The sequence below is a fragment of the Paenibacillus pinisoli genome (assembly GCF_003605435.1).
In the GTDB taxonomy this organism is placed as follows: domain Bacteria; phylum Bacillota; class Bacilli; order Paenibacillales; family Paenibacillaceae; genus Pristimantibacillus; species Pristimantibacillus pinisoli.
On sequence record NZ_QXQB01000004.1, the window covers coordinates 742,027 to 757,456 of the forward strand.

The 15,430-nt window shown below is 53.0% G+C and carries 14 protein-coding genes; all 14 read left to right on the top strand.

Annotated elements, in window-relative coordinates:
• Positions 1-17 precede the first annotated feature (17 nt).
• The 14 genes from D3P09_RS20720 (at position 18) to D3P09_RS20785 (ending at position 15,428) form a co-directional block, all read left to right on the top strand.
• Complete coding sequence (locus D3P09_RS20720) at positions 18-1,313, top strand: CCA tRNA nucleotidyltransferase (protein WP_165867517.1); 1,296 nt, start codon at positions 18-20, stop codon at positions 1,311-1,313.
• Complete coding sequence (locus D3P09_RS20725; RefSeq protein WP_120113371.1) at positions 1,300-2,286, top strand: biotin--[acetyl-CoA-carboxylase] ligase; 987 nt, start codon at positions 1,300-1,302, stop codon at positions 2,284-2,286. Before D3P09_RS20720 ends, D3P09_RS20725 begins: the two co-directional genes overlap by 14 nt.
• Positions 2,287-2,633: 347 nt before the next feature.
• Positions 2,634-3,548, top strand: coding sequence for a 3-methyl-2-oxobutanoate hydroxymethyltransferase (gene panB, locus D3P09_RS20730; protein ID WP_120113372.1), 915 nt, complete (start codon positions 2,634-2,636; stop codon positions 3,546-3,548).
• Positions 3,545-4,423, top strand: a complete 879-nt coding sequence (gene panC / locus D3P09_RS20735) for a pantoate--beta-alanine ligase (RefSeq protein ID WP_120113279.1) — start codon at positions 3,545-3,547, stop codon at positions 4,421-4,423. Before panB ends, panC begins: the two co-directional genes overlap by 4 nt.
• Positions 4,424-4,425: 2 nt before the next feature.
• Positions 4,426-4,809: an aspartate 1-decarboxylase gene (panD, locus tag D3P09_RS20740; RefSeq protein ID WP_120113280.1), complete on the top strand. Its 384-nt coding sequence runs from the start codon at positions 4,426-4,428 to the stop codon at positions 4,807-4,809.
• Between the two features lie 117 nt (positions 4,810-4,926).
• Positions 4,927-5,658 carry a hypothetical protein gene (locus D3P09_RS20745; RefSeq protein ID WP_120113281.1) on the top strand — a complete coding sequence of 244 codons (732 nt, stop codon included), beginning with the start codon at positions 4,927-4,929 and terminating at the stop codon, positions 5,656-5,658.
• Positions 5,659-5,674: 16 nt separating this feature from the next.
• Positions 5,675-8,542, top strand: a complete 2,868-nt coding sequence (gene dinG / locus D3P09_RS20750) for an ATP-dependent DNA helicase DinG (RefSeq protein WP_120113282.1) — start codon at positions 5,675-5,677, stop codon at positions 8,540-8,542.
• Between the two features lie 48 nt (positions 8,543-8,590).
• Positions 8,591-9,247, top strand: coding sequence for a redox-sensing transcriptional repressor Rex (locus tag D3P09_RS20755; RefSeq protein ID WP_120113283.1), 657 nt, complete (start codon positions 8,591-8,593; stop codon positions 9,245-9,247).
• On the top strand, positions 9,228-10,529 hold the full coding sequence (locus D3P09_RS20760; protein WP_120113284.1) for an amidohydrolase: 1,302 nt from the start codon (positions 9,228-9,230) through the stop codon (positions 10,527-10,529). The genes D3P09_RS20755 and D3P09_RS20760 overlap by 20 nt, the downstream gene beginning before the upstream one ends.
• A 32-nt stretch (positions 10,530-10,561) precedes the next feature.
• Positions 10,562-11,068, top strand: coding sequence for a hypothetical protein (locus D3P09_RS20765; RefSeq protein ID WP_120113285.1), 507 nt, complete (start codon positions 10,562-10,564; stop codon positions 11,066-11,068).
• A 122-nt stretch (positions 11,069-11,190) separates the two neighbouring features.
• Entirely contained in the window at positions 11,191-11,730 is a 540-nt protein-coding gene (locus D3P09_RS20770; RefSeq protein WP_120113286.1) for a hypothetical protein, read from the top strand.
• Complete coding sequence (locus D3P09_RS20775; protein ID WP_120113287.1) at positions 11,723-13,216, top strand: AAA family ATPase; 1,494 nt, start codon at positions 11,723-11,725, stop codon at positions 13,214-13,216. Before D3P09_RS20770 ends, D3P09_RS20775 begins: the two co-directional genes overlap by 8 nt.
• A 116-nt stretch (positions 13,217-13,332) precedes the next feature.
• Positions 13,333-14,202 carry a 3-hydroxyacyl-CoA dehydrogenase family protein gene (locus D3P09_RS20780; protein WP_120113288.1) on the top strand — a complete coding sequence of 290 codons (870 nt, stop codon included), beginning with the start codon at positions 13,333-13,335 and terminating at the stop codon, positions 14,200-14,202.
• Entirely contained in the window at positions 14,202-15,428 is a 1,227-nt protein-coding gene (locus tag D3P09_RS20785; protein ID WP_120113289.1) for an acetate kinase, read from the top strand. The genes D3P09_RS20780 and D3P09_RS20785 overlap by 1 nt, the downstream gene beginning before the upstream one ends.
• Positions 15,429-15,430: the final 2 nt, after the last annotated feature.

Here is a 15,430-nt window from a genome sequence, read left to right on the forward strand (position 1 = left end):
TGGAAGGAGGGGCGGCTATGAAGCTTGAGCTCACGAACGAGATGAGAGCGGCGATGCCCTTGATTGAAAAGCTGGAGACGGAAGGCCATGAGGCGGTATTCGTCGGCGGTGCCGTGCGCGATGCCGTGTTAGGCCTGCCCGTCCATGATATCGATATTGCAACTTCTGCCTTGCCGGAGCAGGTTATGGCCTTGTTCCCCAAGTGTATCCCGACCGGCTTGCAGCATGGCACGGTGACGGTTGTGCATGAAGGCTTAACTTATGAGGTGACGACTTACCGGACTGAGTCCGGCTATGAGCAATTCCGCAAGCCGTCATCCGTAGCATTTGTGCAATCGCTGGACGAAGATTTGCTTCGCAGAGACTTTACCATGAACGCCATGGCAATCCGGCAAAGCGGAAGCGTATACGATCCGTATGATGGACTGGCCGATATAGGGCAGTCCCGTCTTCGCTGTGTAGGGAATGCAGGCGACCGGCTCCAGGAGGATGCGCTGCGCATGCTGAGAGCGGTGCGTTTCCTAGGCGCTTACGGGCTCCGGCCGGTTCCGTCCCTGTGGCGCGGACTGCGTATGAACAAAGCGCTCCTTCGCCATATCGCGATGGAGCGTGTGCAGGCGGAGCTCGACAAGATGCTGTCCAGCGACACTCCGGAGAGAGCGCTGGCATGGCTTGGCGCCAGCGGCTTATGGGCTGATTTCAAAGAGCCGGTCCCATCCCGGCTAATGATGCGAATTCAAGCGTCTGCGGGTGGAGAAGGTTTTGAGATGGCGGAGCTGGGCAGGCTTAAGCATTTGGACGAGCGCTGGGCAGCTGCTTTGTTGTCGCTGCAGGCGGGCGAGGGAGACGCCCGGGAGCTTCTTATCCGCCTTAAGCTTCCAAACAAGAGGATAGGCTTGATCGTCACCATGCTGCAGCTGCATGCGGAGATTGCTCCACTCGTAAAGACGGGAGATATGGAGGGATTGCGTGCTGCTTGGCTGGAGGGCATTCTTCGCTTTGGCGAAGAAGCTGCGGGGCACTGGATTCATGTTGCGCAAATCTTAGAGAGCCATGCGGATCCACTGCCGCCAGCAGTCGCGCATCGTTTGTCCCTCCTGATGAAAGAGATGCCTGTCAAATCGCTGAAGCAGCTTGCAATAAGCGGCAACGACTTGCAGCAGGCGCTGTCTCGTAAGGCTGGCCCTTGGATGAGCGCGATGCTGAAGCGGCTGCTTTATGCGGCAGCAGCAGGGGAAGTGGCCAATGAGCAGGACAAGCTGATTGAGCTGTCCATACTATGGAATGAAGAGGGTACATATCATGAGTCATGATCAATTGCTGGACTTGCTCAGGCGCCATCCGAATCAGTATGTGTCAGGCGCCATGATGAGCGAGGAGCTGAATGTAAGCCGTACGGCGGTGTGGAAGCAAATTCGCAAGCTTGAAGGGGCCGGTTATGAGATTGAGGCGTCTACCAGGCTGGGCTACAGGCTCGTCTATTCGCCCGATGCGATTAGCAGTGAAGAATTGACAGAGGCGCGCTCCTCGCAGAGATTTGGTCAATCTGTTCACTATTATGAGCAGGTGAAGTCCACTCAGGATGCCGCAAGAGAGCTTGCGGAGGCTGGAGCGCCGGAAGGCACGCTGGTTCTCGCAGAGGAGCAGACCGGCGGCAGAGGGCGAATGGGACGCGGCTGGGTGTCTCCGCAAGGCAAAGGAATATGGATGAGCATGGTGATGCGCCCCCATGTTCCGATTCATTGCGCTCCGCAGCTTACGCTGCTCACAGCGGTTGCACTTTGCAGAAGCCTAAGGCGTCTGACCGTGCTGCCTATCGGCATCAAATGGCCTAACGATTTGCTTATTCATGGGAAAAAAATTAGCGGAATCCTGCTGGAATCGGCAGCTGAGGATGAGCGGCTCAAATATATTGTTGCCGGCGTCGGCATCAGCGTCAATCTGTCGGAGCGGGATTATCCGGAAGAATTGCTTACGAAAGCCACATCGCTTCGCATTGAGGCGGGCGGGGCATTCAGCCGCAGCGCGATCGTCAAGGACTTTTTGGCAGAGTGGGAGACGCTGTACGATCTCTTCCTGCAGGAGGGCTTCTCGGCTATTGCAGCACTATGGGAGTCGTTGTCGGTGTCGATAGGGCAGAAAGTCCGCTTAATCACTCCGCAAGGCGAGCTGGAGGGCGTGCCTGTCGGGCTGGAGGAGAGCGGAGCCATTCGTGTGGAGCGCGCTGACGGAAGCATCGTTACGATATTCTCGGCAGAGATGGGCGAGCCGCTGAGCCGGTCATAGGACAAAGGGCAAAGCGGTTCGTTTGTGCCGTTTACGAATGGCCATATTTTTGGTACACTACACGTATCAGGCGGTATTCCATGGGAAGCTGCACTGGTAACTTGCAGATCGAACCGTGTCAATGATTGGTGTTGTACACTCTGCTCTGAGCCGTAGGGACCGAGACAGAAGGAAGCACAACAAGCAACCGTTTCCTTTTTGTGTCCGGAACCTTTTTAGCAATCGGCTAAAAGGTTTTTTTGTGTTTACAATAGCACTAAAGGTGCGCGTTCAGAATGCTGGTGCTGCCGCTTGGTTCAGCGAGCATTATAGTCTCTCTGTTCGTCAACGAAAAGGAGATGAAAGCGATGAGGAAACGACTGACGATCCACAGCCTGCTTAAGATGAAGCAGGAGCGCAATGCGATTTCCGTGCTGACGGCTTATGATTACCCGTCGGCGAAGCTTGCAGAAGAAGCGGGAATTGATGTCATACTGGTAGGAGATTCGCTCGGCAATGTTGTGCTTGGCTATGAGACGACAATACCAGTGACAGTTGACGATATTGTGTATCACACCAGATCGGTAGCAAGAGCTGCGGGGAATACATTTATCGTAGCGGATATGCCGTTCTTGTCCTATGGAGCAAGCCGCGAGGCTACCTTGCTTAATGCAGCAAGGATTATGCAGCAAGGCGGAGCTCAGGCTCTGAAGCTTGAAGGCGGCGCAGAGATTGCAGCCGATGTACAGGCGCTGGTGCAAGCCGGCATCCCGGTTATGGGCCATTTGGGACTGACGCCTCAGTCTGTGCATCAGCTTGGCGGATATAAAGTGCAAGGCAAGACCGAGAAGGATGCCCAGAAGCTCATGGATGATGCTCTGGCCCTTGAGAAGGCGGGAGCATTCAGCATCGTGCTGGAGCTTGTGACAGAGCCGGTCGCGGAAGCGATCAGCAAGGCGCTTGCGATTCCGACTATCGGGATCGGAGCAGGCCGCGCATGTGACGGGCAGGTACTCGTGTACCATGATCTATTGCAATATGCCTCCCCCTATTTTGAAAAGAAATTTGTGAAAACATACGCTGATATCGGCACGACTATCCGCGATGCAATTGAATCCTATGTCGGCGAAGTGAAGTCCGGGCAGTTCCCGGCGGAGGAGCATGTATTCCAGCCGAACTCAGCGGCGCCTGCGGCGCTGTATGGCGGTACCAAGGACGCGGGTGCGGATAAGCCGCAGAGCAAAAAGGAAGAAAGCCAGCGAAAGGAAGTACCGATTGCATGATTGTAGCCCGAACGATTGCCGACTTGAAAGAGCACTTATTTGCATTATCCGAAGGCGGTAGACGATCGATCGGCTTCGTTCCGACAATGGGCTATTTGCATGAGGGACATGCAAGCCTGATGCGTGAAGCGAAGGCAAATAACGATATTGCCGTATTAAGCGTCTTCGTCAATCCGACGCAATTCGGGCCGAACGAGGATCTGGACCGTTATCCCCGCGATGAAGCGCGTGATCTGAAGCTTTCGGAGGAGAGCGGTATTGATGTCGCATTTTTGCCGACGGTACAAGAGATGTATCCGAAGCCGTCCAAGACCAGCGTCATTGTCAGCGGTCTGACAGACCGGCTGTGCGGCGCATCGAGACCAGGCCACTTCGATGGGGTCGGCCTCGTGGTGAGCAAGCTGTTCCATCTGGTGAAGCCGGACCGCGCCTACTTCGGTATGAAGGATGCGCAGCAAGTTGCCGTTATTCAGCAAATCGTCAATGATTTGAATTTCGATACCATTATTGTGCCCTGCCCGACAGTAAGGGAGCCGGACGGGCTGGCGCTAAGCTCGCGCAACGTCTATCTGTCCGCGGAGCACCGGGCGCAGGCGGTAGTCCTGTCCCAGTCTCTGGCGCTGGCCAAAGACTGGATTCAGGAGGAGTCGATGACAGCGGGCTTGCTTCTGTCGAGCGTGAAGGAGCGGATTGAGTCCGCTCCCGATGCGGTCATCGACTATGTGGAGCTGCTTCGCTATCCAACGCTAGAGCCGCTGGACGAACAGGAACTTATGCATAAGCTGGAATCGCCGGCATTGCTGGCAATGGCAGTCAAATTCGGAACGACACGCTTGATTGATAACAGCCTGTACCATCCGAATGGAGGGGTGTAACCATGTTTAGAACAATGATGAAATCCAAGCTGCACCGCGCGACGGTTACGGAAGCGAATTTGAACTACGTCGGCAGCATTACCATTGACGAGGATCTGATGGATGCGGCTGATCTGTATGAGAATGAGAAGGTTCAAATCGTCAACAACAACAATGGCGCCAGATTTGAGACCTATGTCATTACGGGGGCCAGAGGCTCCGGCGTCATCTGCTTGAACGGCGCTGCAGCGAGACTGGTGCAGCCGGGCGACAAGGTCATCATTATTTCGTACGGCATGATGACCAGCGAGGAAGCGAAGTCCTACAAGCCGGTCATTACGATTCTGGACGATCAGAATAAGCCGCTTAAGGTGATCACCGAGGAATTGCATGCCACCATTATTTAATCGCAGGATTACGCAACATACCTGCCTTATGTAAAGGCTGGCACGCCGTATGAAAAGAAGGCTGTAAACAAAAAATGACCGTATCACTCCTTATTCTAAGCGAAGGCGGGATGCGGCATGTTTCAGCATATGTTCACGTCAATGAACGAAGTGCTTGACGGGATCACCAAGCAGTACCCACAAGCAAGCGAACAGGAGCGAATGGACTACCTTCAGCAAGTCGCCGAGCTCAAAAAAATGAGCGACAGCTTCATTGAGCAATGGCTCGATTTTGAGGAGAAGGTAAGTGACTTTCAGGATAGCGTTACAGTTGTTGGACAGCTTGCCGGGAGTGACCCGTCCAGCACCGATGCTGCTCCTTCTGGTGAACAGAAAGAACAATCGTGCAATTCTGGCATAGAAACTCACACCTGCAATATGGAGGATCTTGTTATACCGGAAGAAGCGGATTTGCTTATTCAAAAGGGCCAGGGCTATTATAAATTATTTATGTTTTCTCACGCTGCCGGTTTGTTTCAAGATGCGATATCTATTGCGCCCGAATGCAATTTGGCCAGGCTGTTTCTAGGCATGAGCCAGATGCATATGCAGAATTGGCAGGAGGCCCAAAGGCAATTTCAATTATTAATTGTGCTGTCGGACTTTCCGAAGTGGCTGGCTTTAGGCTATAATGCCCTTGGATGCATTCATGCCGTTCACATGAACATTGCCCAAGCGGAGAAACTGTTCCGCAAGGCGTATGAGGTATATCCGAGCTTTACGGACTCATTAAGCAATCTTAAGTCCTGCCAAGAGACGCCGGGACAATTATCGTTATATTTTGGTAGCACGGAGCTGTGCTGTATGTGAGAGGATCGGGGAATCAATGAATTATGCTGTACTGGATTTGGAAACGACCGGACATGGCGCCGAAGACGATATTATTCAAGTCGGCCTTGTCATCGTCTCCGATGAGCTGGACATCGTCAAAACCTATAGCTCATTTGTGAAGCCGAGAATTCCCATTCCAGCTTTTATTACGGGATTGACCGGCATTACGGAAGATATGGTCAAAGATGCTCCGGAGCTGAATGAGGTTCTGCTCCAGCTTATTCCGCTATTGGACGATGCAGTGCTGGTGGCTCATAATGTCGGATTTGATGCCGGCTTCTTGAACAATGCGCTAGACCGCTGCGGCTATATGCCGTTCACCGGAAGAAGGCTTGACACCATCGATCTTCTCCGCATCTTCTACCCAAGCATTACAACGTATCAGCTCGGCGCCGTCGCCGAGCTGTTCGGCATTGAGAATCATCAGCATCATCAAGCCGACAGCGATGCGATGGCGACTGCGCTTATTTTTATCGAGTCGGTGCAAAAAATGCGTTCGATGCCGCTGCTGACTGCGCAGCGGCTATCTGCGTTAATAGATGAAGGCAAGGATCTGCATTGGTTCCTGAGATGGAATGAGAAGCGGGTCGAGCAGGATACCGTATTCGATATGGGGGACTATGACTTCTATCGTCAATTCGCGCTGAAAGCAAGGGAATGGAGCGAAGAGAAGCCGCCAAGGGAGGAAAATCCTTCTAGCGAGGGCGTATTGGACGGAATAAACTTCGAGGATTACCTGGCAGAGGTGAAATCCAGATTCCAGGATAAGTTCGAGCGTTATGAAGAGCGGGAAGCCCAAGTGACGATGTTCCGCGAAGTGTATGAAGCGCTTACGCAGGATAAGCATCTCCTTATTGAAGCCGGCACAGGAACGGGCAAATCGCTCGGTTATCTGATTCCTGCGCTGTATTACAGCTTGCAGAGCAAAAGCAAAATTGTTGTCAGCACTCATACCATTAATTTGCAGGAACAGCTTCGCCAGCGGGATTTGCCGCTGCTTGGCGAAGTGCTTCCGTTTCCGTTCAAAGCATCCATATTCAAGGGCAGGGGCAATTACTTGTGTCTGCGGAAATTTGAAGGGAAACTGAATGCTCAAGATATGGTAGCACCTATCGAAGACCCTATTACAGCCGCACAAATGGTGGTATGGCTCGGAGAGACGGAAACAGGCGATCAAGAGGAACTGAATTTCGGCAGCCGGGGCGCCGACTTCTGGTCAACGGTGGCCAGCGATGCCGATTCTTGCCTTAACCGCGCGTGTCCATGGTTCAAGCGCTGTTATTATCATCGCGCAAAGCATGAGTCGAATATTGCGGATGTGTGCATCACGAACCATTCCATGCTGTTCACCGATGTTCAGGCCGATCATCGCCTGCTGCCTACTTACAGCCATCTTGTCATAGATGAAGCCCATCATGTTGAGGAAGTGGCGGGCAAGCATCTCGGCATGAATGTGCATTATTTCACGCTCGTTCAAGCGATGGTGCGATTGTACCGCGATAATCGTTCCGGCTTGCTGCCGACGTTAAGACTGAAGCTGCAGCAGGAGGGTGACGATCATGTACCGGCTTGGACGGAAACCATCGATACGATCATTCCGATATTTCAGGAAATTCGTGAGCATTGGGATAAGCTGTTCGAAATGTTCTATGCTTTCACAGCTGCAGCATCCGACAGCGTCAGCGACAATGGCTCTTTGGTGAAGCGGATTAGCGCAGGCAAGCTTCCGGAGGGCTGGGACGACGTGCTGGCAGTCGAGAACAATGTGCATGTCGAGCTGACTAGGGTTATGAAGACAGCCGAGAAAATGATAAACGACATCAAGGACCGAGTCGATGATTTGTCCGTTCAGGCATCGCTGACCGATTTGAACGGAGCGCTGCGGGATCTGGGCAGAGTGAAGGACGAGCTGAGGCTGATTACAAAGCTGGAGGATGCCCAGTACGTGTATTGGCTGGAAGCCAGCACCGCTTACCGCCACCGGTCTCTGCAGCTTTATGCGGCGCCTGTTGATGTCAGCAGCCAGCTGCAGAAGTATTTCTTCGATGCGAAGGACAGCATCGTCATGACATCGGCTACCTTGACTGTGCAGAAAAACTTCCAATATGCCGAGGAGCAGCTCGGCCTGGCGGGTTATGAGAAGCAGGGCAAGCTGAAGACGGTACAGCTTCCGTCTCCGTTCAATTACAGGGAGCAGGCGCTGGTCGTGATTCCGCGCGACTTTCCGGTGCTTAAGGGAGCGGCAGTCGACGATGCCTATTTGGACAAACTTATCGGTTCGCTTGCCGATGCCGCGGTAGAGACCAAAGGCCGCATGCTCGTATTGTTCACATCGTACAAGATGCTGAAGCAGGTCTATGATCCGCTGAAGCTGAAGCTGGATGAAAGAGGCATAGGGCTCCTTGGCCAAGGCATCGACAGCAGCAACCGAACGAAGCTGACCCGCAGATTTCTGCAGCAGCCGGAATCGGTCTTGCTCGGCACCAGCAGCTTCTGGGAAGGCGTGGATATCCCGGGAGAAGGCCTGGTATGCCTGGCAATCGTCCGGCTGCCGTTCCAGCCGCCTAATCATCCGCTTGTGGAGGCAAAATCAGAGCTGCTGCAGCGCCAGAAGCAGAATCCGTTCATGAAGCTGTCGATACCGCAGGCCGTTATCCGCTTCAAGCAAGGATTCGGCAGGCTGGTTCGCACCGCCCATGACAAAGGGATCGTCATCATTTATGATACGAGAGTCATCGACACCTATTACGGCAAGCATTTCTTGTACTCGTTGCCGGGACCGAAGATCGAGACGATGCATACGAACCAGATGGTGCCCCGCATGCAGCAATGGCTGGCCCAATCGGCAACAGGAGACGAGTAAGCTTGAGCCCTTAGTCTATACAACCCTGATTAGAAGGAGTTGGTTCCCATGAAGTCCGCAAAAATATCGGAGGCTGTCGTCAGACGCCTTCCGATTTATCTGCAAGTGCTGAATGAGCTGCATATCCGGGAGATTCAAACGGTATCCTCGCAGGAGCTCGGGATCAAGCTTGACCTCAACCCTGCGCAAATCCGCAAGGACCTGGCTTACTTCGGCGAATTCGGCCGCAAGGGCATCGGTTATGACGTCTTGTATTTGATCGAGAAAATCAGGCAAATTCTGAAGCTCAACCAAACGATCAAGGTCGCTCTGGTCGGAGCGGGCAATCTTGGTCACGCATTGTGCAATTACAACAAGTACTCGAAGGACAATATGCAAATTACAGCCGTATTCGATGTGCATCCCGACAAGATCGGCTCCAGCATCAACAACCTGGTCGTAGAGCCTATGAGCGAGCTGGAACGTGTCGTCGCCGAGCAAAATATCCGGATCGGCATTATAACGGTTCCTGCCCATGAAGCGCAAAATGTAGCCAATCAATTTATTGCCGCAGGCGTAGAGGGCATTTTGAATTTTGCACCGGCCATCCTGCGGGTGCCGGATGATGTGCGCATTCACAATGCCGATTTCACCAGGGAATTGTTAAGCCTGGCTTATTATTTGAACCATGAAGGAGACGTAAGCGATGACGCAGCTTTGGATTGAGAATGGCTTATTCGTGACGATGGATGATGAAGCAAAAACGATTAAAGGGCATATGGTGGTGACAGACGGCGTTATTACATATATCGGCGCTGAGCCGCCAACAGGCTTGTCGCCGGAAGCAGAGAAGCTGGACGGCAGCAGGCTTGCATTCATGCCTGGACTGGTCAATACGCATGGACATGCGGCTATGACGCTGCTAAGGGGCTATTCCGACGATCAGAAGCTCCAAGTATGGCTGGAGCAGAAGATGTGGCCGATGGAGGCCAAATACGTCGATGCCGATACGAGGGCAGGGAGCGCGCTTGCGATTGTCGAGATGCTGCGTACAGGCACCACCGCATTCGTCGATATGTATGACCGCATGGATCAAGTGGCGGCGATGGCCGAGCAAGCCGGCATTCGAGGCATCTTGACTCGCGGCGTAATCGGATTATGTTCTGAAGAAGAGCAGAAGGCGAAGCTGAATGATGCGATTACATTCGCCAAGACTTGGAACGGCAAAGCTGATGGCAGAATCTCGACGATGCTGTCGCCGCACGCGCCATATACTTGTCCGCCTGCTTATATCGAGAAGTTTGTAGAGGCAGCACATGAGCTGGACTTGCCGCTGCATACCCATATGTCTGAGACAATTGCGGAGGTGGAGCAGAATGTCCGCGATTACGGCACACGCCCGGTTGAGCATCTGGACCGACTAGGCTTCTTCTCGCGTCCGTCGCTCGTTGCCCATGCCGTTCATTTGACGGATAGCGAGATTGCGCTGCTGGCGGAAAGAGGCGTATCGGTCTCGCATAATCCAGTGAGCAATCTGAAGCTGGCATCAGGCGTTGCGAGGCTTCCAGAACTTATGAAAGCCGGCGTGAAAGTGTCGCTCGGCACGGACAGCGTAGCCAGCAACAACAATCTGGATCTGTTCGAAGAAATCCGCTTCTCCGCTTTGCTGCATAAGGGAGTTTCTGGTGATCCAACAGCTATTCCGGCATGGGAAGCGCTGAAGCTTGGCACAACATATGGCGCTCATGCGATCTGGCAAGGAGATTCCATCGGAAAGCTGAAAGCGGGCTTTAAAGCCGACTTTATTGCAATCGATCTGGATCAGCCGCATTTCTATCCGCTTACGGATATCGTATCCCATCTGGTTTATGCCGGGACAGGCCGCGACGTCAAGCATGTATGGGTAGATGGCCGTCAGGTTGTGAAGAGCGGCGTCTGCACGTTTATGGATGAAGAGAAGATTAGATATGAGGCAGCTGCAAGCTTCGAGCGGCTATTGAACGGCTAATGAGAGCGGTCGAAAAAAAAAGGCCGCCCGTGATGACGAAAAAACGCTGGCTGCTAGCCATCATTGCATGTCTGGTTGCGATTGGCATCTGGTTCGGTTTTTACTTCCGCGATGTGCAGACGCCCAAGTGGTCGGAGGAAAGCGCCGTCCGGGAGGCGGTCTTCGCTACTGGCGAGATCGCGTTAATTGACAAGCTGTATAAGCATGTGTGGGAAGCGACAACGTGGGCTGTGCTTGGCGCTGCGGAGGATGAATCGCAGCTGTATGTTTTCCTGAATGAAGAAGGAAACGTGCTGCATCGCATAGCTTACAACCAAGTGATGCCGGAGGAGCAGCTGCGTACGAAGTGGCTGAACGATCATGCCGGAGCAACAATCATCCGGGTTATGCCTGGCATATTCCGGGGACAGCCGATATGGGAAGTGTATTACAAGGAGCCGGAAGGCGCCAAGGAACGATTCAAATATCAATTCTACAGCTTCGATCAGCAGGCGACGCTGATCGACACTTATACCTTGCCGACAAAAACGGGACCGTAACTGGTCCCGTTTCCTGTTTTTACAGAACGCATTATGCATATAAATATGATATACTAACGTATAGCAAAAGTGATATATCATTTACGAAATTCATATATACTAAGTACTGGAGGGATATTGTTATGAGAAAGCCTCGCATGATGCCTATCGCCATAACCGTCGTCATATCCGCTGCAGCACTATTTGGCGGCTGGATGCTGTACAAGCAGGTCGCGGTAGCTTCGCCATTAACAGATGCCGTTGCAACCATTCCGGGAATTGCCAAAGCGGAGAAGCCCGTAATCGATCAGGATAAAGTAAGCGTGTCGGTCGAGCTGAACGAGGAAGCAAGCTTGAAGGATGTTTACTCATCCGTCGCCGAGCAAGGAAAAGCGGTAGCAGGAAAGAGAAAGCTGGATATTGTCATTCAGAACGAAGAAGATGCATCGCTTAATGCGATCTGGCAGGAAGCGATGTTCGACATCGCCCAGGCTATGGAGACCAAGACGTACTCCGATATTCCGAAAACGATGGACCGTGTCGCTTCCGGGCATAATGGCGTCGAGACGGTAACGGAGATGGACGAGACGAACGTGTATGTAACGATTAAAAATGATGCGGGTTCGAAATATATCGTATTGCCTAGAACGCCTAACCAATTGGGGGTGTGGCCTAATGCGTAAGTATGGTCTGGAGCTGGCGATCGGATTTGTCCCCGTTCTAATTGTATTTTTGCTTTTTCTCGGGGTTAACGTCCTGCCGTTTCTTTTTCTGGCGGCAGTCGGCGGCGCCCTGTTTTTTATGGCGAAAGGCCGCGGCAAGCTGACGGCGCTGACGAGCGGAAATTCCAGAAGCGAAGTAAGGTCGCCTTCGTTCACCTTTGAGCAGATTGGCGGCCAAGAACGAGCGAAAGGAGAGCTGATCGAGGCGCTTGACTTTTTGGTCAAGAAGGAGCAGATTGCCAAGCTTGGCATTCGTCCTTTGAAAGGGATTCTGATGTCCGGGCCTCCGGGAACGGGCAAGACATTGCTGGCCAAGGCGGCTGCCCAGTATACAGATTCTGTCTACCTGGCTGCTTCGGGCAGTGAATTTGTCGAGATGTATGTCGGCGTCGGCGCGGGCCGAATCCGCGATTTGTTCAAGGAAGCCCGCACGAAAGCGAAGAAGGAAGGGAAAAGCAGCGCCGTTATTTTTATTGATGAGATCGAAGTCATCGGCGGCAAGCGCGATGGCGGACAGCAGCGCGAATACGATCAGACGCTGAACCAGCTGCTGACGGAGATGGACGGCATTCATGCCAACGAGTCTCCGCGAATTCTCATGATTGCAGCAACGAACCGCAAGGAGATGCTCGACAGCGCGCTGCTCCGTCCGGGCCGTTTTGACCGTCACATCGGCGTTGAACTGCCTGACAAGAAGGGAAGGCTCCATATTCTGAACATTCATGCTGCGAACAAGCCGCTGGAAGACGATGTGAATATGGAGAACCTTGCCGAGCAGACGTACAGCTTCTCTGGCGCCCAACTGGAGGCGGTTATGAACGAAGCTGCGATCTATGCGATGCGCGAAGACCATATTACGATCGGTGAGCGCCATCTTACTATGGCAATCGACAAGGTGATGCTGGGAGAGAAGACTGACCGCGAGACGTCGAAGGAGGAGCGCGAGCGTGTAGCGCTGCATGAGCTGGGCCATGCCATTATGGCAGAGCTTGTTCGTCCGGGAAGCGTATCTCAGGTTGCGCTGTCACCGCGCGGAGGCGCGCTCGGATATGTGCGCCACCAGCCTCAGAAGGATCAATATTTATATACGACTCCATTCCTGCATGGTCAAATTATGATTACGCTCGGCGGAGCGGCTGCGGAAGAGATATTCTACGGAGAGCGCAGCACGGGCTCGCGCGGCGACTTCGACCAAGCGGTCAGCATTGTGAAGACGCTGGTGGAATCCGGCTTGACGCCGCTTGGCATTATTGACGCTTCCATGATGACGCCGGACAAATGGGCGGACATCACCAAGAGCACGCTGGACGAGCTAATGGCGAAGACAAAAAACATGCTGGAGGAGCGCCGTCAGGTGTTCACGGATTCACTTGCTACGTTGCTTAAAGAAGAGACGCTGGACGGGGATGCGTTCCGTGCATTATTGTCAGGTTCGACAGCCGCATAAGTTCACAAAATTGTCTACAATATTACAAATTTAAGACGGACTCCCTGTCCGTCTTCTTTTTTGGTCGAATTACGTTATAATAAGGGGGAAACTATCAAGAGGGAGCAATTGCATCAATGATCAAAAAGGTTGGAGTAATCGGCTTAGGCACGATGGGGCAGGGCATCGCAGAGATGTTGGCTGCGAAAGGGCTCGACGTCATCGTCATTGAGCGCACCAAAGAACGCCTCGCCTATGGATTACACATGATTGAAATTAGCTTGGATAAGCAAATCGAGAAATGGGCTCTTACCGGAGCAGAGAAGAAGCTTGTCCTATCCAGAATCCAATCGGCATCGTCGTATGAGGAGCTAGCAGCCTGCGAGCTTGTCGTGGAGACGATATCGGAGGATTTGGATGCAAAAAAAGAAGTATTCAAACAGCTCGACGCGATCTGCGGAGAGAAGACAATTCTCGCAAGCAACACGTCCACACTCAGCCTGACAGAGCTGGCCAGCGCGACGAAAGTGCCGAACCGTGTAATCGGCCTTCATTTTATATACCCTGTATTAAAAATCGATCTGGTGGAGATCGTACTGGGTCTGAAGACATCGGACGATACGTATAACCGGACGAAGCAATTTGTCGAAGACGTTCTTCAGAAGAAGGGCATCATGGTATTCGAATCGCCTGGCTTCGTGACCTCCCGCTTAATCTGTCTGTTCATTAATGAGGCGCTGCATGTGCTGGAAGAAGGCGTGGCGTCAGCAGAGGATATCGACAATGCTATGCGAGTAGGCTATTCCTTCCAGCACGGGCCATTCGAGATGGCGGACCGTTTCGGACTGGATTCCGTTCTGGCTGCGCTCGAACGCATGTTCCGCGAGTATGGGGAGCTGAAATACCGCCCTTCCATCGTGCTTAAGAAGATGGTGCGCGCCGGACATCTTGGAGCCAAGACAGGCGTCGGCTTCTTCAACTATGACATGGATGGGGATCGGATCTAATGAAGGTACTGGTTATTAACGCTGGCAGCTCCTCGCTGAAGTACCAGCTTTACGAAATGTTGAATGAAACGGTGCTGGCGAGCGGACGAGTCGAGCGAATCGGCATGGATTCTTCCATTGTCACGCATGAGCCCGCAGACAAACCGGAAGTGCGCGACGTTAGCGAAATTTTGGATCATGTGACGGCAGTAAAACGAGTCATTGACATGATTACGCATAAGGAACATGGCGTGATCGGCGAGATGTCCGAGATCGACGCCGTAGGCCACCGCATCGTACACGGCGGAGAGGTGTTCAAGGGCTCCGTGCTTGTAACGCCGGAAGTGAAGCTGGAGATTCGCCGTCTGTTCGATCTGGCGCCGCTTCATAATCCCGCGCATATGATGGGCATTACGGCAGTAGAGGCGGTTATGCCTGAAGTGCCGCAGGTTGTCGTATTCGATACGGCCTTCCATCAGACGATGCCGCAAACCTCGTATCTGTATCCGATTCCTACGGTTCTGTATCGCAGGCACAAGGTTCGCAGATACGGCTTCCACGGCACATCCCATTCTTACGTGAGCGATAAGGCGGCGCGGTTCTTGAACAAACCGCTAGAATCGCTCAAGATGGTATCCTGCCATATCGGCAACGGCGCAAGCTGCACAGCGATTATGGACGGAAAGTCATTCGATACGAGCATGGGCATGACGCCGCTTGAAGGCTTGATGATGGGAACGCGCAGCGGTGATATCGACCCTGCGATTGTTCCGTTCGTCATGAACAAGGAAGAGCTGACGCTGAATGAAGCCAACTCCATGCTGAACAAGCATAGCGGCATGCTGGCAATATCCGGCATCAGCAGCGATATGCGCGAAGTGACGGAAGCGATGCATGACGGCGATAAGAATGCCAAGCTGGCATTTGATATGTACACATACAGGCTTCGCAAGTATGTCGGCGCTTATTCGGCGGCGATGAACGGCATCGACGTGCTTGTGTTTACGGCAGGCGTGGGCGAGAATGCGCCGGATGTGCGCGAAGCGGTATGCGAAGGCATCACCTTCCTTGGCATCGAGCTCGACAAAGAGAAAAATCGCATCCGCAGCAAGGAAGCACGGGAAATCTCGACGCCGAATTCTCGGGTGAAGGTGCTTGTCGTGCCGACGAATGAGGAACTGCTCATTGCGCGCGACACGAATGCGATTGTAAAAGGGTTGAAACCAAGCAATCATACGGTACAATAGGA